The organism is Thalassovita sp., from assembly GCF_965218685.1.
Lineage (GTDB): Bacteria > Pseudomonadota > Alphaproteobacteria > Rhodobacterales > Rhodobacteraceae > Thalassobius.
This window is the reverse complement of sequence record NZ_OZ244657.1, coordinates 840288-860217: the sequence shown is the minus strand read 5'-3', so window position 1 is coordinate 860217 and position 19930 is coordinate 840288. Positions and strand designations below refer to the sequence as shown.

Genomic DNA, 19930 nt, shown 5'->3' with positions numbered 1-19930 from the left:
AGGGTCTGTTCAGAGCGGTTTAGATCGGTTAATTTATCGCAAAAAAAATGGGCAGTAATGCGATGCAGGCGATCAAGTTTATGATGGTGGCGGTATGTCTGACCGTTCTGGCAGGCTGTTCCGCGAAATATCCCCGGTCTTACAACGGCCCCGAGGTGACACGGGTCGTGGTTTATAAAGAGCAGCGCCAGATGCATTTGTTGCATCACGACAAGGTGTTGAAAACCTATGACGTTGGCCTTGGATTCGATCCGGTTGGGCACAAACAGGTCGAAGGTGACGGCAGAACCCCCGAAGGCGAATACACCATCGACCGCCGCAATCCGAACAGTGAGTTCTACCTTTCAATCGGCATCTCATATCCGAACGCACGTGATCGTGCCCGTGCCGCGGCGCGCGGCAAAAGCCCCGGCGGCGAGATTTTCATCCACGGTGAACCCAGAAAACATCAGATCGCCAAGCAGGACTGGACCGCCGGTTGCATCGCTGTGAACAACAGGCAGATGGAACAGGTCTATGCCATGGTAAAGAACGGCACGCCGATCTCGATCTATCGGTAAGCGGGCTTAGTTGCCCGTCACCAGGGTCCACCAGATCTTGCCATTTTGTTCCTGGAACCAGCTAAATCCCATCTTTGTGGCGGCTGGATTCAGGATGACGCGGCGGGTGTCCTCTTGCTCCATCCAGGCGCTCAGGGTTTCCAGCTCGGTCTCGTAAGTCTCCGAGATATTCTCGCCAAGGAATTGCCCGGGATAGCCCACACGCACCACACGTTCCATCGGCGAGGACCCGTCCGAGCCAAAGTGCCATGGCCGGTTCTGAATGGACATGTCGCGTGAATGAGTGGCGGCGGCGGCGTTCAGCTGGGCATCCATCTCAAGTACGCCTGAACCGGCGGCACCGCGCAACGCGTTGATGGAATCAAGCATACGGAACTGAATTTGGGGGGCTTGCCGGTCGCTGATCCGGTAAAGTCGCGGCAGGGGCTTGCCGTCCGGGCCCAGCGTAGGTTCGGCGGGCGTACAAGCCGCTAATCCGACAATTGAGACGAAAAGCATTATCGAAATACGCAGCATGTTAACCTTCCAAATTCTTGTTCGTCCGGTCTAGCGTGAAGGGCGTTGCCTTTCAAACCCACTTAGCCGTGAGCAAGCGTGATGACGCCTGTTTGATTTGCGACTGAGGCTTTGGTGCCATAATGTGCCGGAAATCTGAAGAGTCTGGGTTGTGTCCGCCCGTCTGGATGCCCCGCAGGAGAGAGAATTATGAAACGCAGACAGTTCCTGGCCGGTAGCGCGGCCCTGATTGGGACGCCCGCTTTGGCGCAAAGCACTGATGAATCAGCCGCCGAGGCCTTTCAGCGCACCGAAACCGTTGAGGTCGAGCGTGACATCAGCCAAGCCGTGCGCCGCAACATCTCGAGCTTCCGTTCGTTGGAGTGGCAGCCATATTTCGACAACCTTCGCAATGGCGCGATCCTGGTGGATATCGACTCGCGCGCGCTGCATTACTGGTCAGCCGATGGTGAGACCTACAAGTTGTATCCGTCCAGCGTACCGCTGACTGATGACCTGACTCGCCGCGGCCGTACCAAAGTCACGCGCAAGGTCGAAGGACCCAGCTGGCGACCGACGCCTTCGATGAAGAAGCGTAACCCGGAATGGCCTGATTATGTGGGTCCGGGGCCGGATAACCCGCTGGGCACGCACGCGCTTTATCTTAGCTGGACCTACTATCGAATTCACGGCACCCACGACACCCGGAAGATCGGGCGCCGCTCATCCAATGGGTGTATTGGCCTGTATAACGAACACATTTCCGAGCTGTTCTCACTTGCCAAAGTGGGCACTCAGGTGTTGCTGATCTGATCTTACCAAAATTGCCGCTACGGCACTAAGCCTAAGTTTTAATTGCATTTGCTTGGTTTTATTGGTTATTCAGGACTACGAGAAAGTCTTGGGTGCTCGCTGTGACTTATGCGCGGTGGGCTTATGTCTGGAGGAAAACATGAAAAAACTCGTACTCGCTGCTGCTCTGACCGCCGCTGCCTCGACCGCTTTTGCTGGTAACATGGCAGAGCCCGTCATCGAAGCTCCGGTCATCGTTGAAGAAGCTTCCAGCTCGTCCACAGGCGGCGTTCTGGTTCCGCTGATCATCCTGGCCGTTATCGCAGCGGCTATCGCTGACTAAGTCATTTAGTCAGGTCGAAAATAGAAAAGGCGGTGGAGCTTCCACCGCTTTTTTCGTGGTTGCCGCATCAGTTAGCTCAGCCAGCCGTTGAGGTTCTGTTTCACCAGGTCAACCAAGGCCGCGATATGGGCCGGGTCGTCGTTCAGGCAAGGAATATAGGTAAACACCTCGCCGCCTGCGTGCTCAAAGCTTTCGCGGATTTCTTCATTAATCTCTTCCAGCGTCTCGATGCAGTCAGCCGAGAACGCGGGCGCGATCACCGCGATGTTCTTTTTCCCCTCGCGCGCCAGGTCCGCAACGTGGTCCACGGTGTAGGGCTTCAGCCATTCCTCGGGCCCGAATACGGATTGGAACGTGGTGGTGATATCGGTGTTGGGCCAGCCCAAACGCTCGGTCAGCAGGCGCGTGGTTTTCTGGCACTGGCAGTGGTAGGGGTCGCCTTCCAGCAGGTATCGCTTGGGCATGCCGTGATAGGACACGACCAGGATGTCCGGGCGTTTGTCCAGCTGGCCATAAGCGCGCTCAACCGACTGGGCCAGCGCGTCGATATAGGCGGGGCTGTCAAAGTAGGGCTGGATCGTGCGGGCGGCGGGCTGCCATTTTTCCTTCATCAGCGCGCGGAAAAACTGGTCATTCGCCGTGCCCGAGGTCGCGCCCGCGTATTGCGGATAAAGCGGCACGAACAGGATCTTGGTGCAACCGGCAGCGACCATCTTGCGCACTTTGGATTCGGTTGACGGATTGCCGTAGCGCATACAGAAATCCACCATGACATTGTCGCCGTAAAGATCACTTAGCGCGGTATCCAGCGCGGCGGTCTGATCCTTGGTGATGGTCATCAGGGGGGATTCGTCCTTTTCGGTGTTCCAGATGGACCGATAGGCTGCCCCGCTGGAAAAAGGTCGCTTCGTCAGGATAATCAGCTGCAGCAGGGGCTGCCATTTCCACGACGGGTAATCGATCACCCGCTTGTCCGACAGGAACTCGTTCAGATAGCGCCGCATCGACCAATAGTCCGTGTCATCCGGCGTGCCGAGGTTTGCGAACAGGACGCCCACCTTGTCAGCGGGGATCTTCGGGTGGTCAGCCGGAGCATGAGCGGGGCAGCGGGCGGTATCGGTCATAGGCAGGTAAATTCCATGGCTTGCAAGCTTTCACAGGAGATAAGCGCAAGGGGGCTCAGGTCAATCGGACAATTTGGTTTCTTGCGTGCCCAAGACGTCAGCCAGACGCGCGGTAGCTGATCCAGGGCGCAGGGGCTGCGGCTGACTGTCGTCAGGTGCCCAGCCCAGCAAGAAGATCAGTTCGAACGTGGCGGTCACGCGACCCTGATCGTCGCCATAGGTCCGAGCATAGATGTCAGAAGCCTGGGTCAGCACTTCGCGCCGGGTCGGGTAGCGCAACCGGGTGTCCAGAGCATTACCTTCGCCCATCGCCCGCAGATCTCGCATCAGGTGGACCATGCTTTGGTAGCTGACGGTCAGCGGAATACTGTCCGCCACCGGCAACGCCAGCCCAGCGCGCTGCAGCAGACCGCCCAGATCGCGGATCTCGGCCATGGGGGCGACGCGCGGGGACAGGCCGCCAGCGACACGCGATTCCGCTTCGGCCAGGCTGATGCGCAGCTCTTGCAGGGTCTGGCCACCAAACAGTCCGGCCAGAAACAGCCCGTCCGGCTTCAGCGCGCGGCGGCACTGGATCATCTGGCCCACAGGATCATTCGCCCAGTGCAAGGACATCGCGTGGATCACCAGATCATGAGCGGATGGGTCCAGATCCAGCACATCTTCGTCCGCGACGATCTTGGCCCCTGGAAAAGCGGCGGCCCAGAAATCGGGAAAACCGGTCACGATGGCGGGCGATTGAAAGGATTTGTTAACCAAGCTGAGTCGATCCTGAAACTCCTCGACGGCAGTTTCTTGCAGGAACATCGCCGGGTCACGCAGCGCGCGGGCGCGGTTGCGGGTCAGGGCAGCTCGGTCGGTGAGTTTGGGCGCGTCGGTCATGAAAGGTCTGATAATGGGGTAAAGGAGAAGTTTCAAACAACCTTGCGCTTGGTCTATCCGCCACGCTGCCTGTGTTGCGGGGATTTGGTTGAAAGCGAGTTCGGTCTGTGCGGGCCGTGCTGGCGCGACACGCCGTTCATTACAGGCCTGACCTGCGAGGGGTGCGGCACGCCCTTGATGGGCGATTCTGATGACCCGGAGTTTTGTGACGACTGCCTGAGTTTGTCGCCGCCATGGGCGCGCGGGCGCGCGGCCTTTCTGTACGAGGGAAATGCCCGCAAGATGATCCTGGCCCTGAAACATGGTGACCGTCACGAGATTGCCCGGGGTGCAGGGCAATGGATGGTCAATGCTGGCCGTGATTTGCTGCGGCAGGACGCGATCCTGGCCCCGATCCCCTTGCATTGGACCCGGATGGTCAAGCGTCGGTTCAACCAGGCGGCGCTGCTGGCGCGCTCGGTGTCGCGGATCAGCGGGCTGACGTACTGCCCCGACCTGTTGCACCGCACGCGTAAGACCAGTTCGACCGAGGGGATGTCGCGCGAAGAACGGTTCACGCAGATCGAGGGCTCGATGATTATCCCGCCTTCGCGCAGGGCGCTGATCGCGGGGAAATCCGTTGTGCTGGTTGATGATGTGATGACAACGGGTGCCACTTTTTCAGCCGCAACACAGGCCTGTTTGGTCGCGGGCGCCTGCGATGTTTCAGCGCTGGTACTGGCACGCGTTGCCATGAAGCCCTAAATTTCGGACAAAGCTCTTGTCTGTGAAGGAACTGTCCGAATGAAATCTGTCGAGATTTATACCTCGCCCATGTGTGGGTACTGCCACGCGGCCAAGCGGCTGCTTACCAAAAAAGGCGTGGAATTCACCGAGATCGACGTTTGGGCCACCCCCGAGCGAAAACCCGAGATGATCCAGCGCGCGAATGGCGGACGGACGGTGCCTCAGATATTTGTTGGCGAGACTCACGTGGGCGGGTGTGACGAGCTGTATGAACTGGAAGGCGCCGGGAAACTGGACGCTTTGCTTGCCTGATGCGCCTTGCACTGCTGCAACTGAACGTCAGCGATGATCCGGTCGCCAACCTGGCCGTTACGCGCGATTACCTGGCGCAGGCCGCGCAGGGCGGTGCGGAATTTGCGTTGACGCCAGAGGTGACCAATTGCCTGTCGGCAAGCCGGTCTTGGCAGCAGCAGGTGTTGCAGATGCAAGAGGATGATCTGACCCTGGCCGCGCTGCAAGAGGACGCCAAGGCGCTGGGCTTGTGGGTTCTGATCGGCTCGCTTGCGCTGCAGACGGGGGATGCTGCTGGGCGATTCGCGAACCGATCCTTCATGATTGACCCCGACGGTCAGATCGCCGGGCAGTATGACAAGATCCACATGTTTGATGTCGAGGTTTCGCCCGAGGAAACCTATCGCGAGTCAGACGGCTTTCGTCCCGGAACCAAAGCCAGCGTTGTCAGAACGCCCTTTGGCACCGTGGGGCAGAGCATTTGTTATGACGTGCGTTTTGCCTATCTGTATCGTGCGTTGGCGCAAGCTGGGGCGGATATCCTGACGGTTCCTGCCGCGTTTTCCCCCGTCACCGGAGCCGCTCATTGGGAGGTCCTGCTGCGGGCACGCGCCATCGAAACGGGCTGTTTCGTTGTTGCCCCTGCTCAGACAGGCGTGCACGAAAACCACCGTGGCAAGACCCGCAAAACATATGGGCACAGCATGGTGATCGCACCCTGGGGCGAGGTTTTGGCGGACGCTGGGACGGAACCTGGCGTAACTTTCGTTGATATTGACGTGTCAGACGTGTCACAAGCACGCTCACGTGTTCCTGCGCTGACACATGACCGAGAGTTTGACAGACCAAAATGAACGACACCAGCAACGCCCTAGCGATCACACTGTTCAGCGAGCTTTTGACGGCCGACCAATTGGTGCGGAACCGGCTGAGCAAGGTGTTGCCCAAGGGCATGGAAATCTCGCATTTCTCGGTACTGAACCATTTGGCGGGCATGTCGGACGAACGCAGCCCGGCGCAGCTGGCCAAAAGCTTTCACGTCACGCGCGGCGCGATGACCAATACGCTGTCGAAGCTGGAGTGGGCTGGCTACATCCACATCCGTCCCGATTGGGATGACGCGCGCCGTAAGATGGTGGCAATCAGCCCAGCCGGGCGCCAGGCTCGCGATGCTGCATTGGCGGCGATATCGCCCATGATAAACGAGCTGGTCAGCGATCTGGGTGATGCCAAGGTCCGCGCGGCCCTGCCGATTCTACGCGAGCTGCGCTTGCGGCTTGAAGAGCAATAGACTCTATTTCAGCGCTTTGTGCAGATTGCTGGGCAGAAACTCGGTATAGCTATAGGTAGCCACATTGGCGCTGACGAAGGGGTCGGCGGCAAGATAGTCCTGCGCATCCTGCAGGGTTTTCGCATGCATCACGATCACGCCTCCGGTGCGGGGCACCTTGGCGCCCGAAGCCAAAAAGATGCCCGAGCTATAGGCGGCGCGCACAAAGTCCAGATGCGGCTCTAACACGGGCTGAATCTGCTCCATCGGCACGGTGTATTCAAGATCGACAATGAACAGGTTGTGACCTTCGGGAATAGCGCTCATGAGGGGGCCTTTGTGCTGGCGGTGACATAGTTCACGGACAGGTCGCGATCAGAGATCGACCACTGCCACGAGACCGGATTGAACACGAACCCCTTGCGATCCACGGGTTCCAGACCCGCGTTGCTGATCAGGCCATACAGCTCGTCCGGGGTGATGAACTTGTTCCATTCATGGGTGCCCTTGGGCAGCCAGCGCATCACGTATTCCGCACCGACGATGGCCACGGCAAAGGACTTGGCGTTCCGGTTGATGGTCGAGCACAGCATCAACCCGCCGGGCTTCAGCAGGTCGTGGCAGGCAGTCAGATAGGCCAGCGGGTCGGCGACATGTTCGACCACTTCCATGTTCAGGACCACGTCGAACTGTTCGCCATTGGCGGCAAGCTCTTCGGCGGTGATGTTGCGATAATCAATGTCCAGTCCCGACTGTTCGGCATGGACCTGCGCCACAGGGATATTGCCAGCCGCGGCATCTGCACCAACAACGGTGGCACCCAGACGGGCCATCGGCTCGCTTAGCAATCCGCCACCACAGCCGATATCCAGCAGGCGCAGACCTTTGAAGGGCAGGGCTTGCGTCAGGTCCCGCCCGAATTCACCCGCGATCTGGCGAGTGATGTAATCCAAACGGCACGGATTCATCAGGTGCAGCGGCTTGAACTTGCCTTTGGGGTCCCACCATTCGGCGGCCATTGCCTCGAATTTCGCCACTTCCGACGGGTCAACGGTGGTCTGAGCGGTTTGCATTCTGCTCTCCATATGCTCTTTTGGTCTTAGATCCCTATATAGGATGATTATGGACAAATTCTCGGGCCAAAAAAGCGCAGTTCAATATCTATACCCGCCGATTGATCCTTTTGATCAGCGGATGCTGGATGTTGGCGACGGGCACAAGGTTTATCTTGAGCAATCGGGCAAGCCCGATGGCATCCCCGTTGTCGTGTTCCACGGTGGTCCGGGCGGCGGGTGCAGCCCGGCGATGCGGCGCTATTTTGACCCGAAAGTGTACCGGATCATCCTTTTTGATCAGCGTGGGTGCGGGCGTTCGCAGCCGCATGCCTCGGTGTCCGAGAATACCACATGGCATCTGGTGCGGGATATAGAGCTGATCCGCGAGACGCTGGAAATCTCGCAATGGATCGTGTTTGGCGGCAGCTGGGGCGCGACCCTGGCGCTGATCTATGCGCAGGCGCATCCCGAGCCGGTGCTGGCGCTGGTGCTGCGCGGGGTGTTCCTGGCCACGCAGTCCGAGCTGGACTGGTTCTATGGCGGTGGCGCCGGCAAGTTCTGGCCGGAAACATGGGCGCGCTTTGCCGACCTGATCCCCGAGGACGAGCAGGATGACATGATCGCCGCCTACAACAAGCGGCTTTTCGGTGGCCACCTGCCGACCGAAATCAAGTTTGCCCGCGCCTGGGCGCAGTGGGAAAACGCCTTGGCCTCGATCCATTCGTCTGGGCATGGCGGCGAGGCGCCGGGGGAATACGCGCGGGCCTTTGCACGGCTAGAGAATCACTATTTCACGCACGGCGCGTTTCTGGATTATGACGGCCAGATCCTGGACCGGATCAGCCGCATCGCTCATATTCCCGGGGTGATCGTACAGGGCCGCTATGACATGATCTGCCCGCCGGAAAACGCCTGGAAACTGGCGCGCGCCTGGCCCAATGCCGAGCTGAAGATGGTCAAACTTGCGGGCCATGCGCTAAGCGAGGCGGGCATAAGCGCCGAGCTGGTTCGCACCATGGATCGCATTGCCGAGGACAGTGGGCTGACTTAAAACCTGCTGATCCAGCTTTTGCTTGCAGACTCGTTACAATGCGCCTATATGCATCTCAACAGCGGTGCGCTGGGGTCTGGCCCTGACGCTCCATCGGAAATTTCGACGGGCCGCTGGCCCGTTTTTTTGTGCTTGGATGAACCATGAGCAACGACCTGATAGCCAAAGCCGCGATTGACCGCCGTCTGGCCGAAATTGTCGGCCCCGTGATCGAAGACATGGGGTTCGAACTTGTGCGCGTGCGCCTGATGGGCGGCAAGACCAACACGCTGCAGGTCATGGCCGAACGCCCCGAAGGCGGTATCGAAGTGGACCAGTGTGCCGATATCAGCACCGCCATTTCCGCCGTTCTGGATGTCGAGGATCCCCTGGTGGATCAATACGTGCTGGAAGTGTCCAGCCCCGGCATCGATCGTCCGCTGACCCGGATGAAAGACTTTGAAACCTACGAGGGCTACGAGGCCAAGCTGGAAACCGCCGACATGGTCGCGGGCCGTAAACGCTTTAAGGGCGAGCTGGCCGGAACCGAGGATGACGAGGTTCTGATCAACATCGAGGAACACGGCGAAACCGTCACCGTGGGCCTGAAATTCGACTGGCTGTCCGAGGCTAAGCTGGTCCTGACAGACGACCTGATCAAGGAAATGCTGCGTCAGCGCAAGGCGGCGGGCACTCTGAACGAAGACAATTTTGACGATATCGAAACCGATTCCGGTTCCCAGGAGGACTGAAACCCATGGCAATCACTTCTGCAAACCAGTTGGAACTGCTGCAAACCGCCGAGGCAGTCGCCCGCGAAAAGATGATCGACCCCGGTCTGGTCGTCGAAGCGATGGAAGAGTCGCTGGCCCGTGCCGCTAAGTCGCGCTACGGCAGCGAAATGGACATCCGCGTGTCCATCGACCGCAAGACCGGTAAAGCCACCTTTACCCGCGTCCGCACCGTGGTCGAGGACGAAGAGCTGGAAAACTACCAGGCCGAGCTGACCGTCGAGCAGGCCAAGCAGTACATGTCCGAGCCCGCCATTGGCGACACCTATGTCGAGGAAATCCCCCCGGTTGAACTGGGCCGGATTGCTGCTCAGTCCGCGAAACAGGTGATTTTGCAGAAAGTCCGCGAAGCCGAGCGTGATCGCCAGTTCGCCGAATTCGAAGATCGCGTTGGCACCATCATCAACGGCACCGTGAAACGCGAAGAATACGGCAACGTCATCGTGGACGTGGGCCGTGGCGAAGCGATCCTGCGCCGCAACGAAAAGATCGGCCGCGAGGCATACCGCCCGAACGACCGCATCCGCTGCTATATCAAGGACGTGCGTCGCGAAACCCGTGGCCCGCAGATCTTCCTTAGCCGGACCGCGCCGGAATTCATGGCCGAGCTGTTCAAAATGGAAGTACCTGAAATCTATGACGGTATCATCGAGATCAAGGCCGTGGCCCGTGACCCCGGTTCGCGCGCGAAGATTGCTGTGATCAGCTATGACGGCTCGATCGACCCGGTGGGTGCCTGTGTTGGTATGCGCGGCAGCCGCGTTCAGGCCGTCGTGAACGAGCTGCAGGGCGAGAAAATCGACATCATCCCGTGGAACGAGGATACCCCGACCTTCTTGGTGAACGCGCTGCAACCGGCCGAGGTTTCCAAGGTTGTTCTGGACGAAGACGCCGAGCGGATCGAAGTTGTGGTTCCTGACGAGCAGCTGTCGCTGGCCATCGGTCGTCGCGGTCAGAACGTGCGTCTGGCCAGCCAGCTGACCGCGCTGGACATCGACATCATGACCGAATCCGAGGACAGCATCAAACGTCAGAAAGAGTTCGAAGAGCGCACCAAGCTGTTCATGAACGCGCTGGACGTGGATGAATTCTTTGCTCAGCTGCTGGTTTCCGAAGGGTTCACCAACCTTGAAGAAGTCGCATATGTCGAGATTGACGAGCTGCTGACCATCGACGGCGTGGACGAAGGCACCGCAGGCGAGCTGCAGGCCCGTGCCCGCGACGTGCTGGAAGCCGAAGCCAAGGCTGCGCTGGAACGCGCCCGTGAACTGGGTGTCGAGGACAGCCTGGTTGACTTTGACGGCCTGACGCCCCAGATGATTGCAGCCTTGGCCGAAGATGGCGTGAAAACGCTGGAAGACTTCGCCACCTGCGCCGACTGGGAGCTGGCGGGCGGCTGGACAACTGTCGAGGGCGAGCGCGTCAAGGATGACGGCCTGCTGGAACCCTATGACGTTTCGCTGGAAGAAGCGCAAAGCCTGATCATGACCGCCCGCATCGCGCTGGGCTGGGTTGATCCGACCGAGCTGGAAGCTGACGAAGAAGATCTGGAAGAAGACGCTGTCGACGCCGAAGGCGACGAAGCCTGAACCTGTAGTTAGGGACCCAAACGCATGACGCGTGGTGGAAAAACCAAGAATCGGGACGATGATTCCGAACGCAAATGCATCGCCACCGGCGAGGTTCAGCCCAAACATGGGCTGATCCGCTTTGTCGTGGGTCCCGAAGGTCAGGTCGTACCCGATCTGGCCGAGAAACTGCCCGGTCGCGGGATCTGGGTTTCGGCTGACCGCAAGGCGCTGGAAACGGCCGTCGCGAAGAAGTTGTTCTCGCGTTCGGCCAAACAGCCGGTGCAAGCATCGGATGATCTGATTCAGCAGACCGAAGATCTGCTGACCCGTCGGGTCATCGACCTGATCAGCCTCGCCCGAAAGGGTGGGCGCGCCGTAGCCGGGTTCGAAAAGGTCAAAGATTGGCTGATCAAAGAAGAGGCCCAGGTCCTGATTCAGGCCAGCGATGGCTCGGGTCGCGGCAAATCCAAGTTGAGCACCCCGCACTATGGGTCGTTCATTGGATGGCTGACCGCAGACGAGTTGGGACAGGCCTTTGGCCGACAAACTGTAATTCACGTTGCGCTAGGCGCTGGAGGTTTGACGCGACGTGTTGTAGATGAAGCCGCAAGACTTAAAGGTTTGCGAGCTTCGGACGGCGGATCCGACCGCCGGAAAGGAAAAAGAGCCACATGAGCGAGAACGACGGTAAAAAGACTTTGGGTGTCCGTGGTGGAGGCCCCCGTGCGGGCAACGTGAAGCAAAGCTTCAGCCATGGCCGCACCAAAAACGTCGTGGTGGAGACCAAGCGCAAACGCGTTGTGGTCCCCAAACCCGGCGCTGCCAAATCGTCTGGCGGTGGTAGTGGGCGTTCGCTGGGTGATCCCTCGAAGCGCCCGGCTGGCATTTCCGATGCGGAAATGGAACGCCGCCTGAAGGCATTGCAGGCCGCTAAGGCCCGCGAGGTCGAAGAGACCGCCAAACGTGCAGCCGAGGAAAAGGCCCGCGAAGAAGCTCGCGAACGCCGCCGCGCCGAGGCCGAGGCCAAGGAACGCGAAGAGCGCGAACGTGAAGAGGCTCTGAAGGCCAAGGCCGAAGAAGAAGCCCGCAAGAAACGCGAAGCCGAAGAAGCGGCCAAGCGCGCTGCGGCCCAGGCAGCAGCAGCGGCCAGCGCTCCGGCAGCAGCTGGCGACGACATGAAGCCCGCAGCCCGCAAGCCCAAGGAAAGCGCACCCACGCAGCCCGACCGTGCCCGTAAAGAGCGTGAAGATCAGCGTGGCCGTAAGGCGCGTGACGATGGTCGCCGCTCGGGCAAGTTGACGCTGAACCAGGCGCTGACTGGTGGCGAAGGTGGCCGTCAGAAATCCATGGCCGCGATGAAGCGGAAGCAGGAGCGTCTGCGCCAGAAAGCCATGGGTCAGCAAGAGCGTGAGAAGATCGTGCGCGACGTGCAGGTCCCTGAAACCATCGTGGTTTCGGAACTGGCAAACCGCATGGCCGAACGTGTGGCTGACGTGGTCAAAGAGCTCATGAAAATGGGCATGATGGTCACTCAGAACCAATCGATCGACGTGGATACCGCGGAATTGATCGTAGAAGAGTTTGGCCACAAGATCGTGCGTGTTTCGGATGCGGATGTTGAAGACGTGATCGACTCGATCGATGACGACGAAGGAAGCCTGAAGCCACGCCCGCCCGTGATCACCATCATGGGTCACGTTGATCACGGCAAAACCTCGCTGCTGGATGCGATTCGCAAGGCGAATGTGACCGCCGGCGAGGCTGGCGGCATCACCCAGCATATCGGCGCCTATCAGGTTACAACCGATTCTGGCGCTGTGCTGAGCTTCCTGGATACGCCCGGCCACGCGGCCTTTACCTCGATGCGTTCGCGCGGGGCTCAGGTGACGGATATCGTGGTTCTGGTTGTTGCGGCGGATGATTCGGTCATGCCGCAGACCATCGAAGCGATTAACCACTCGAAGGCCGCTGGCGTTCCGATGATCGTTGCGATCAACAAATGTGACCGCCCCGAAGCTGACCCGATGAAGGTCCGCACCGAACTGCTGCAACACGAAGTGGTGGTCGAGGCCATGTCGGGTGAGGTTCAGGACGTCGAAGTGTCCGCCAAGACCGGTCAGGGCCTGGACGAACTGCTGGAAGCCATCGCGCTGCAGGCCGAGATTCTGGAACTGAAAGCCAACCCCGACCGCGCCGCCGAAGGTGCCGTGATCGAGGCTCAGCTGGACGTGGGCCGCGGCCCCGTTGCCACTGTTCTGGTTCAGAAAGGCACGCTGCGTCAGGGCGATATCTTCGTTGTGGGCGAGCAGTGGGGTAAAGTCCGCGCGCTGGTCGACGACAAGGGCGATCGCGTGAAAGAGGCCGGTCCGTCCGTGCCCGTCGAGGTTCTGGGCCTGAACGGCACCCCCGAAGCGGGCGACGTGCTGAACGTGGTCGAAACCGAAGCGCAAGCGCGTGAGATTGCTGAATACCGTGAAGGTGTTGCCAAGGAAAAACGCGCTGCCGCCGGTGCCGCGACGACCCTGGAACAGCTGATGCAGAAGGCCAAGGACGATCAGAACGTCGCCGAGCTGCCGATCCTGGTCAAAGCTGACGTGCAGGGCTCGGCCGAGGCCATCGTTCAGGCGATGGAAAAAATCGGCAACGACGAGGTTCGCGTACGCGTGCTGCACTATGGTGTGGGTGCAATCACCGACACCGATGTCGGCCTGGCCGAAGCGTCTGGCGCACCGATCATGGGCTTTAACGTCCGTGCGAACGCCTCGGCGCGGAGCTCGGCTAACCAGAAGGGTGTGGAGATCCGCTATTACTCGGTGATCTATGACCTGGTGGACGACGTGAAAGCCGCCGCAAGTGGCCTGCTGAGCGCCGAAATCCGCGAAAACTTCATCGGTTACGCCGAGATCAAAGAAGTCTTCAAGGTGTCGGGTGTTGGCAAGGTTGCCGGTTGTATCGTCACCGAAGGTGTGGCGCGTCGTTCTGCGGGTGTTCGCCTTCTGCGCGACAACGTGGTGATCCACGAGGGCACGCTGAAGACGCTGAAGCGCTTCAAGGACGAGGTCAAAGAGGTCCAGTCGGGTCAGGAATGCGGTATGGCATTCGAGAACTACGACGATATCCGCCCGGCCGACGTGATCGAGATATTTGAACGCGAAGAGGTCGAGCGTAACCTCGACTGATCCGCGGATCTACAAGACAAAGAAAAAGGGGATGGTGGAAACCATCCCCTTTTTTCGTTTTGTATGCTTGATAGGTTACGCTGCCCGGCTTGGAACTGGCTTGCCGGCGAATTCTCTGTCACCGACGCGCACAAGGATCTTCCCGTCAGGAAGACCACGGACGAACGTACCTTGAACGGAAACGCAGCTTCCAATCACGATAGTTCTCAGCAAGTCAAATCCTCCCCAAAACGATATTGACGTACGCTTAATATAGTCACGGATTGTTAACAAAACATACAAAAAAATGCCATTTTAGACGAATTATATACTAATGGATTAGTCTAATTTGGATTTGTCCGAACGATTTTTTGCGATTTAAAACCAGTCGGCCATTTCTTGTGCAACTGCCTCTAAAGTAGATCCCGTAAAATCGGAATCAGCGGAATATCGGCGGGCGGCATTGGATAGCTGGCCATGTCGCGCGCATGCACCCATTTCAGCGTTTGACCTTCCTTGGGTGCGGGGATTCCCTCCCACTTGCGGCAGGCGAATAGCGGCATCAGCAGGTGGAAATCCTCGTAGTTGTGCGAAGCAAAGCTAAGCGGCGAAAGGCAGCTGGACCAGGTGTTGATACCCAGCTCTTCCTCCAGCTCGCGGACAAGCGCGTGTTCGGGGGTTTCGCCAGGTTCGACTTTGCCGCCGGGGAATTCCCACAGGCCTGCCATGGATTTGCCCTCGGGGCGCTGCGCCAGCAGCACCCGCCCGTCCACGTCGATCAAGGCGACGGCTGAGACCAGAACAACTTTCATCGCGGCGCCTTCACGACCGATAGTCGGCGTTGATCGAGATATACCCGTGCGTCAGATCGCAGGTCCAGACAGTGGCCACACCTTTGCCCAGACCCAGATCGACACTGATCTTCAGCTCGTCCTGCTTCATATAGGCGGCACCGGCGTCTTCGTTGTAACTGTCTGCAACCCAACCGTTTTCGGCCACCAGAATGTCACCGAACCGGATGCTCAGCAGGTCACGGTCCGCGGCAGCACCGGACTTGCCGATGGCCATTACCACGCGGCCCCAGTTGGGGTCCTCCCCCGCGACGGCGGTCTTGATCAGAGGAGAGTTCGCGATCGACAAGGCATGGGTGCGCGCGTCGGCGTCATTGGCCGCGCCTGTCACCTCGACCTCAAGGAATTTCGAGGCGCCTTCACCATCGCGAACCACTTGATGCGCCAGGTCCAGCATGACCCCGTGCAACGCCTCGCGGAATGCTGCGTTGCCGTCAACGTTCACCCCCGAGGCCCCGGTGGCCCCCAACAGCAGCGTGTCCGAGGTGGACGTATCGCTGTCCACGGTGATGCAGTTGAAGGTCACGTCGGTCAGCTCGCTTAGCAGCGATTGCAGTTTGGCCTGATCGGCCGCCGCGTCGGTGAAGATATAGACAAGCATTGTCGCCATATCGGGCGCGACCATACCGGATCCTTTGGCGATCCCGGCAATTTTCACGGGTCGGCCGTCAATCTCGATCTCGGCACCGGCACCCTTGGGGAAGGTGTCGGTGGTCATGATCGCGGCTGCAGCGTCCTTAATGGCATCGGCCGAAAGAGTGTTGCGCATCTCGGCCAGCTTGGCGGTGATGCGGTCGTGGGGCAGGGCTTCGCCGATCACGCCCGTGGACGAGGAAAACACCCTGTTCTCCTCGATTTCCAGCGCATGGGCCACGGCCGAGGTTACGGCATGGGTCGCCTCGACACCGTTCTTGCCGGTAAAGGCGTTGGCGTTCCCCGAGTTCACGATGATCGCAGCGGCGCCCTGGGCGGGTTGCCCAATCTTTTCCTGACAATCCAGAACAGCGGCCGAACGTGTCGCAGACCGCGTGAATGTCCCCGCGATGGCCGAACCCGGCGCAAGGCGGGCCAGCATGACATCGGCGCGATCTTTGTATTTCACCCCAGCCATGGCAGAGCTGAACTCCACCCCTTCGATCCGAGGAAGATCAGGAAAACTGGCGGGGGCCAGCGGCGAAACGGGCAGGTCTTTTCCCATGGTTTACTCCGTCAGAAGATCCGCGCGCTTGACCAGCGCGGGGTCGATATCGGTGCCGTCTTTCACGATCTTGGCGGCGTCTGTCAGTTCTTTGATGCGGGCGTCGATGGCGGCGTTTTCCAGCTCGCCCTCGATCTCGGCGCGAACCTCATCCAGCGTCGGGGCGGCCTTGGTGCGGGCATCATTCAGCTTGATCACGTGCCAGCCGAACTGCGTTTTCACCGGAACCGAGATCGCGCCCACAGCCATTTCCAGCACGGCCTTCTCAAACGGAGGTACCATCATTCCTTCGCCGAACCAGCCCAGTTGCCCGCCATTGGGGCCCGACGGGCCGGTCGAATGCTCTTTGGCCAGTTCGGCAAAATCGGCGCCACCTTCCAGCAATGCGATCAGCTCAAGCGCCTTTTCTTCGGTTTCCACCAGAATATGCGAGGCGTTGAATTCGCGGCCACCGGTGCCGTCGGCGTATTTGGCGTCGAACAGTTCTTGCACGGCCACGTCATTGATCGCACTTTCGACGGCGACCTGCAGCACTTCGCCAGCCTTCAGCGCGCGGCGCTCGTTGTCTATGGACAGGCGCACCAGTCGCGAGTCACCTTCGGGTGCGGATTGCGCCAGAACGGTCTGCTGAATGATCTGGTCCAGAATGCCGTTAAACAGCACGTCGCTGGGCAGGGTCTGGTACTGCTGCGGCAGGTTCTGCTGCACAAGGATCATGTGGCCCAGGGTGATCTCGGTGCCATTGACCGAGGCGATCACCGTATCTGCACCAGGTTTGTCTTCCGCTACGGCAGGCAGGGCCATGAACAGCGAAAGCACTGCACCCGACAGAAAAGTGACCCGATTTGACATGAGTTTCGTCCTTTGTTTGCTGCGCTTGGGGCGCTGACGTTGACACTGCACCAGCCGCCCCTTACATCGCCTTGAGGCATTTGGAACGTTTGATTTCCATCACGTTGTAGGCGGTGTGGTTTCGGCGGGCAAGCAGATGCCGCGCACGATATTGTCACTGACCGGATCGGAAAAAATATGCTGGGCTTCGGAACTATTGCCAAAAAGGTTTTCGGCACTCCTAATGACCGTAAAATCAAGGCTGTCCGCCCGTTGGTTGAGAAGATCAACGCACTGGAGCCCGAGTTTGAACAGCTTTCCGATCAGGGGCTGATCGAAAAGACCGAAGAATTCAAGAAACGTCTGGCCGATGGCGAAAGCCTGGACGCGCTGCTGCCCGAAGCCTTTGCCAACTGCCGCGAAGGCGCCAAGCGGGCCCTGGGTCTGCGCGCCTTTGACACGCAGCTGATGGGCGGCATCTTCCTGCACCAGGGCAATATCTCGGAAATGAAGACGGGTGAAGGTAAGACCCTTGTGGCGACCTTCCCGGCATATCTGAACGCGCTGTCCGGCAAGGGCGTGCATATCGTCACCGTGAACGATTACCTGGCCAAGCGTGACGCCGAGTGGATGAGCAAAGTCTACGCCGCTTTGGGTATGACTACCGGTGTCGTTTATCCGCAGCAACCCGAGGACGAAAAGAAACAAGCCTACGCCAGCGATGTCACCTACTCGACCAACAACGAGCTGGGTTTTGACTATCTGCGCGACAACATGAAATCCGAGCTGTCGGACATCAATCAGAAGTACCACAACTTTGCCATCGTGGACGAAGTTGACAGTATCCTGATCGATGAGGCCCGGACGCCGCTGATCATCTCGGGGCCGGCGCAGGACCGCTCGGACCTGTATGTCGCCCTGGACAAGCTGATCCCCGAACTGACCGAGGCTCACTATGAGCTGGACGAGAAGACCCGCAACGTGACCTACACGGACGAGGGTAACGAGTTCCTGGAACAGCGCCTGCATGAAATGGACCTGCTGCCCGAAGGTCAGACCCTGTACGATCCGGAATCCACCACCATCGTGCACCACGTCAACCAGGGCCTGCGCGCGCATAAACTGTTCACCAAGGACAAGGATTATATCGTTCGGGATGGCCAAGTCGTTCTGATCGACGAATTCACAGGCCGTATGATGACCGGCCGCCGTCTTTCGGACGGTCTGCACCAGGCCATCGAGGCCAAGGAAGGCTGCCCGATCCAGCCCGAAAACGTGACTTTGGCGCAGGTGACCTTCCAGAACTATTTCCGGCTTTACGACAAACTGGCTGGCATGACCGGCACCGCCGCCACCGAAGCCGATGAATTCATGGAAATCTATGGTCTGGGCGTGGTCGAAGTGCCCACCAACCGTCCCATCGCCCGTGTGGACGATGATGATGCCGTCTATCGCACCGCCAAAGAGAAGTTCGAAGCTATTGTCGAGACCATCAAGGAAGCTCATGAAAAGGGTCAGCCGACCTTGGTCGGCACCACCTCGATCGAGAAGTCGGAATTCCTCAGCCAGCTGCTGACCCAAGCGGGTGTGCCCCACAATGTTCTGAACGCCCGTCAGCACGAAAAAGAGGCCGAGATTGTGGCCGACGCCGGTAAGCTGGGCGCCGTCACCATCGCCACCAACATGGCCGGCCGCGGGACGGACATCAAGTTGGGCGGCAACGTTGAATTCAAGGTGATGGAGGCGATCGCAGCCAATCCCGACGCCCACCCTGATGAAATCCGCGCTCAGATCGAAGAGCAACACAAGGCCGACGAAGAGGCGGTGAAAGCCGCCGGCGGCCTGTTCGTTCTGGCGACCGAGCGTCACGAATCCCGCCGCATCGACAACCAGCTGCGCGGCCGTTCGGGCCGTCAGGGGGATCCGGGCCGCTCGTCCTTCTTCCTGTCGCTGGAAGACGACCTGATGCGCATCTTCGGTTCGGAAAAGCTGGATCGTGTGCTGTCCACCTTGGGCATGAAAGAAGGCGAGGCCATCGTGCACCCCTGGGTCAACAAATCGCTGGAGCGCGCGCAGGGAAAGGTCGAGGGACGCAACTTCGACATCCGTAAGCAGTTGCTGAAGTTTGACGACGTGATGAACGAACAGCGCAAGGTGATCTTCAAACAGCGTATGGAGATTATGCAAAGCGCCGATTTGTCCGAAATCATTGGCGACATGCGTCACGAGGTGATCGGCGAACTGGTTGACCAGTATATGCCTCCGAAAACCTATGCGGATCAGTGGGATACCGAAGGTCTGTACGCCGCTGTACTGGAAAAGCTGAATCTGGACAGCAAGGTGATCGACTGGGCCGCCGAGGAGGGTGTTGACCCCGAAGAGATTATCGAACGCCTGGCGGAAACAGCCGACGAACAGATGGCTGAAAAGTCCGAAAAATTCGGCGCCGAGAACATGCGCATGATCGAAAAGCAGCTGCTGCTGCAGACGATCGACACCAAGTGGCGCGAACACCTGCTGACGCTGGAACATTTGCGCTCGGTCGTGGGTTTCCGCGGTTATGCACAACGTGATCCGCTGAACGAATACAAGAATGAGGCGTTCCAGTTGTTCGAGTCCATGTTGGACAGCCTGCGCGAAGACGTCAGCCAGAAACTGGGTCAGATCCGTCCGCTGACCGACGAAGAGCAGCAGGCGATGATGGCGCAAATGGCGGCTCAGCAGCAGGCCCTGCAAGCCCCCGCACAGCCCGAAGAGCCCACCGGTGAAGCCAAGGAAGGGTTTGACGAAAACGATCCCTCGACCTGGGGCAATCCCGGCCGGAACGAGGCCTGCCCCTGCGGTTCGGGCAAGAAGTTCAAGCATTGCCACGGCCGCATGGCCTGATCACATCCGGGCTGAAAATGGCCCGAATGGTTCCCTGACGGCGCCTTATACGCGCCACTTTTGCGGGCGACATTTG

21 protein-coding genes are annotated in these 19930 nt (G+C 59.3%); 13 read left to right on the top strand and 8 right to left on the bottom strand.

From position 1 onward, the window contains the following. Positions 1–47: 47 nt before the first annotated feature. Entirely contained in the window at positions 48–560 is a 513-nt protein-coding gene (locus tag ACOQOQ_RS04510) for a L,D-transpeptidase family protein (protein WP_420568943.1), read from the top strand. A gap of 6 nt (positions 561–566) precedes the next feature. Here ACOQOQ_RS04510 and ACOQOQ_RS04505 read toward each other — a convergent pair whose 3' ends face one another. Further along, positions 567–1076 carry a CAP domain-containing protein gene (locus ACOQOQ_RS04505; protein ID WP_420568942.1) on the bottom strand — a complete coding sequence of 170 codons (510 nt, stop codon included), beginning with the start codon at positions 1074–1076 and terminating at the stop codon, positions 567–569. 189 nt (positions 1077–1265) lie between these two features. Here ACOQOQ_RS04505 and ACOQOQ_RS04500 point away from each other — a divergent pair, with 189 nt between their 5' ends. Further along, the gene (locus ACOQOQ_RS04500) at positions 1266–1868 is read left to right on the top strand and encodes a L,D-transpeptidase (protein ID WP_420568941.1); all 603 of its coding nucleotides are present in this window, start codon (positions 1266–1268) and stop codon (positions 1866–1868) included. A gap of 139 nt (positions 1869–2007) precedes the next feature. After that, positions 2008–2190: a hypothetical protein gene (locus ACOQOQ_RS04495; protein ID WP_420568940.1), complete on the top strand. Its 183-nt coding sequence runs from the start codon at positions 2008–2010 to the stop codon at positions 2188–2190. 71 nt (positions 2191–2261) lie between these two features. On the opposite strand, the gene hemH is transcribed toward ACOQOQ_RS04495, so the two are convergent. Both hemH and ACOQOQ_RS04485 read right to left on the bottom strand, forming a co-directional pair. Beyond that, on the bottom strand, positions 2262–3314 hold the full coding sequence (gene hemH, locus ACOQOQ_RS04490) for a ferrochelatase (protein ID WP_420568939.1): 1053 nt from the start codon (positions 3312–3314) through the stop codon (positions 2262–2264). Between the two features lie 60 nt (positions 3315–3374). Further along, complete coding sequence (locus ACOQOQ_RS04485; RefSeq protein ID WP_420568938.1) at positions 3375–4196, bottom strand: methyltransferase domain-containing protein; 822 nt, start codon at positions 4194–4196, stop codon at positions 3375–3377. A gap of 42 nt (positions 4197–4238) precedes the next feature. On the opposite strand from ACOQOQ_RS04485, the gene ACOQOQ_RS04480 reads away from it, so the two are divergent. The 4 genes from ACOQOQ_RS04480 to ACOQOQ_RS04465 are packed head-to-tail and all read left to right on the top strand — an operon-like array spanning position 4239 to position 6504. Then, entirely contained in the window at positions 4239–4940 is a 702-nt protein-coding gene (locus ACOQOQ_RS04480; RefSeq protein WP_420568937.1) for a double zinc ribbon domain-containing protein, read from the top strand. Positions 4941–4979: 39 nt separating this feature from the next. After that, a complete protein-coding gene (grxC, locus tag ACOQOQ_RS04475) occupies positions 4980–5234 on the top strand; it encodes a glutaredoxin 3 (protein WP_420568936.1) in 255 nt (84 codons plus the stop codon). Next, the gene (locus ACOQOQ_RS04470) at positions 5234–6067 is read left to right on the top strand and encodes a carbon-nitrogen hydrolase family protein (protein WP_420568935.1); all 834 of its coding nucleotides are present in this window, start codon (positions 5234–5236) and stop codon (positions 6065–6067) included. The genes grxC and ACOQOQ_RS04470 overlap by 1 nt, the downstream gene beginning before the upstream one ends. Then, positions 6064–6504: a MarR family winged helix-turn-helix transcriptional regulator gene (locus ACOQOQ_RS04465; protein ID WP_420568934.1), complete on the top strand. Its 441-nt coding sequence runs from the start codon at positions 6064–6066 to the stop codon at positions 6502–6504. The genes ACOQOQ_RS04470 and ACOQOQ_RS04465 overlap by 4 nt, the downstream gene beginning before the upstream one ends. Positions 6505–6507: 3 nt before the next feature. Here ACOQOQ_RS04465 and ACOQOQ_RS04460 read toward each other — a convergent pair whose 3' ends face one another. After that, positions 6508–6810: a YciI family protein gene (locus ACOQOQ_RS04460; protein WP_420568933.1), complete on the bottom strand. Its 303-nt coding sequence runs from the start codon at positions 6808–6810 to the stop codon at positions 6508–6510. Beyond that, positions 6807–7556, bottom strand: a complete 750-nt coding sequence (gene ubiG, locus ACOQOQ_RS04455) for a bifunctional 2-polyprenyl-6-hydroxyphenol methylase/3-demethylubiquinol 3-O-methyltransferase UbiG (RefSeq protein ID WP_420568932.1) — start codon at positions 7554–7556, stop codon at positions 6807–6809. Before ubiG ends, ACOQOQ_RS04460 begins: the two co-directional genes overlap by 4 nt. A 49-nt stretch (positions 7557–7605) precedes the next feature. Between ubiG and pip the strand changes: the two genes are divergently transcribed. From pip to infB, 5 genes are all read left to right on the top strand, one after another. Continuing rightward, on the top strand, positions 7606–8589 hold the full coding sequence (gene pip / locus ACOQOQ_RS04450) for a prolyl aminopeptidase (RefSeq protein ID WP_420568931.1): 984 nt from the start codon (positions 7606–7608) through the stop codon (positions 8587–8589). A gap of 143 nt (positions 8590–8732) precedes the next feature. Next, the gene (rimP, locus tag ACOQOQ_RS04445; RefSeq protein ID WP_420568930.1) at positions 8733–9320 is read left to right on the top strand and encodes a ribosome maturation factor RimP; all 588 of its coding nucleotides are present in this window, start codon (positions 8733–8735) and stop codon (positions 9318–9320) included. 5 nt (positions 9321–9325) lie between these two features. Then, positions 9326–10948, top strand: coding sequence for a transcription termination factor NusA (nusA, locus tag ACOQOQ_RS04440; RefSeq protein WP_420568929.1), 1623 nt, complete (start codon positions 9326–9328; stop codon positions 10946–10948). 24 nt (positions 10949–10972) lie between these two features. Continuing rightward, entirely contained in the window at positions 10973–11605 is a 633-nt protein-coding gene (locus ACOQOQ_RS04435) for an RNA-binding protein (RefSeq protein WP_420568928.1), read from the top strand. Then, the gene (infB, locus tag ACOQOQ_RS04430) at positions 11602–14109 is read left to right on the top strand and encodes a translation initiation factor IF-2 (RefSeq protein ID WP_420568927.1); all 2508 of its coding nucleotides are present in this window, start codon (positions 11602–11604) and stop codon (positions 14107–14109) included. The genes ACOQOQ_RS04435 and infB overlap by 4 nt, the downstream gene beginning before the upstream one ends. A 392-nt stretch (positions 14110–14501) precedes the next feature. Here the strand turns inward: infB and mutT are convergent, their stop codons facing one another. From mutT to ACOQOQ_RS04415, 3 genes are read right to left on the bottom strand one after another with little or no spacing between them, the layout of a single operon-like run. After that, complete coding sequence (mutT, locus tag ACOQOQ_RS04425; protein ID WP_420568926.1) at positions 14502–14900, bottom strand: 8-oxo-dGTP diphosphatase MutT; 399 nt, start codon at positions 14898–14900, stop codon at positions 14502–14504. A 10-nt stretch (positions 14901–14910) separates the two neighbouring features. Further along, complete coding sequence (gene argJ / locus ACOQOQ_RS04420) at positions 14911–16137, bottom strand: bifunctional glutamate N-acetyltransferase/amino-acid acetyltransferase ArgJ (RefSeq protein ID WP_420568925.1); 1227 nt, start codon at positions 16135–16137, stop codon at positions 14911–14913. Between the two features lie 3 nt (positions 16138–16140). Beyond that, positions 16141–16989, bottom strand: a complete 849-nt coding sequence (locus tag ACOQOQ_RS04415) for a peptidylprolyl isomerase (RefSeq protein WP_420568924.1) — start codon at positions 16987–16989, stop codon at positions 16141–16143. Between the two features lie 177 nt (positions 16990–17166). On the opposite strand from ACOQOQ_RS04415, the gene secA reads away from it, so the two are divergent. Next, on the top strand, positions 17167–19854 hold the full coding sequence (gene secA, locus ACOQOQ_RS04410; RefSeq protein WP_420568923.1) for a preprotein translocase subunit SecA: 2688 nt from the start codon (positions 17167–17169) through the stop codon (positions 19852–19854). The last annotated feature ends 76 nt before the right edge of the window (positions 19855–19930 follow it).

What these genes read in the sequence shown, in the direction of transcription:
- mutT (WP_420568926.1), bottom strand. Translation starts at nt 14,900, where the DNA reads ATGAAAGTTGTTCTGGTCTCAGCCGTCGCCTTGATCGACGTGGACGGG.
- ACOQOQ_RS04505 (WP_420568942.1), bottom strand. Translation starts at nt 1,076, where the DNA reads ATGCTGCGTATTTCGATAATGCTTTTCGTCTCAATTGTCGGATTAGCG.
- ACOQOQ_RS04465 (WP_420568934.1), top strand. Translation starts at nt 6,064, where the DNA reads ATGAACGACACCAGCAACGCCCTAGCGATCACACTGTTCAGCGAGCTT.
- ACOQOQ_RS04495 (WP_420568940.1), top strand. Translation starts at nt 2,008, where the DNA reads ATGAAAAAACTCGTACTCGCTGCTGCTCTGACCGCCGCTGCCTCGACC.
- infB (WP_420568927.1), top strand. Translation starts at nt 11,602, where the DNA reads ATGAGCGAGAACGACGGTAAAAAGACTTTGGGTGTCCGTGGTGGAGGC.
- ACOQOQ_RS04510 (WP_420568943.1), top strand. Translation starts at nt 48, where the DNA reads ATGGGCAGTAATGCGATGCAGGCGATCAAGTTTATGATGGTGGCGGTA.
- grxC (WP_420568936.1), top strand. Translation starts at nt 4,980, where the DNA reads ATGAAATCTGTCGAGATTTATACCTCGCCCATGTGTGGGTACTGCCAC.
- ACOQOQ_RS04485 (WP_420568938.1), bottom strand. Translation starts at nt 4,196, where the DNA reads ATGACCGACGCGCCCAAACTCACCGACCGAGCTGCCCTGACCCGCAAC.
- ACOQOQ_RS04415 (WP_420568924.1), bottom strand. Translation starts at nt 16,989, where the DNA reads ATGTCAAATCGGGTCACTTTTCTGTCGGGTGCAGTGCTTTCGCTGTTC.
- ACOQOQ_RS04460 (WP_420568933.1), bottom strand. Translation starts at nt 6,810, where the DNA reads ATGAGCGCTATTCCCGAAGGTCACAACCTGTTCATTGTCGATCTTGAA.
- argJ (WP_420568925.1), bottom strand. Translation starts at nt 16,137, where the DNA reads ATGGGAAAAGACCTGCCCGTTTCGCCGCTGGCCCCCGCCAGTTTTCCT.
- nusA (WP_420568929.1), top strand. Translation starts at nt 9,326, where the DNA reads ATGGCAATCACTTCTGCAAACCAGTTGGAACTGCTGCAAACCGCCGAG.
- pip (WP_420568931.1), top strand. Translation starts at nt 7,606, where the DNA reads ATGGACAAATTCTCGGGCCAAAAAAGCGCAGTTCAATATCTATACCCG.
- rimP (WP_420568930.1), top strand. Translation starts at nt 8,733, where the DNA reads ATGAGCAACGACCTGATAGCCAAAGCCGCGATTGACCGCCGTCTGGCC.
- ACOQOQ_RS04500 (WP_420568941.1), top strand. Translation starts at nt 1,266, where the DNA reads ATGAAACGCAGACAGTTCCTGGCCGGTAGCGCGGCCCTGATTGGGACG.
- secA (WP_420568923.1), top strand. Translation starts at nt 17,167, where the DNA reads ATGCTGGGCTTCGGAACTATTGCCAAAAAGGTTTTCGGCACTCCTAAT.
- ACOQOQ_RS04470 (WP_420568935.1), top strand. Translation starts at nt 5,234, where the DNA reads ATGCGCCTTGCACTGCTGCAACTGAACGTCAGCGATGATCCGGTCGCC.
- hemH (WP_420568939.1), bottom strand. Translation starts at nt 3,314, where the DNA reads ATGACCGATACCGCCCGCTGCCCCGCTCATGCTCCGGCTGACCACCCG.
- ubiG (WP_420568932.1), bottom strand. Translation starts at nt 7,556, where the DNA reads ATGCAAACCGCTCAGACCACCGTTGACCCGTCGGAAGTGGCGAAATTC.
- ACOQOQ_RS04435 (WP_420568928.1), top strand. Translation starts at nt 10,973, where the DNA reads ATGACGCGTGGTGGAAAAACCAAGAATCGGGACGATGATTCCGAACGC.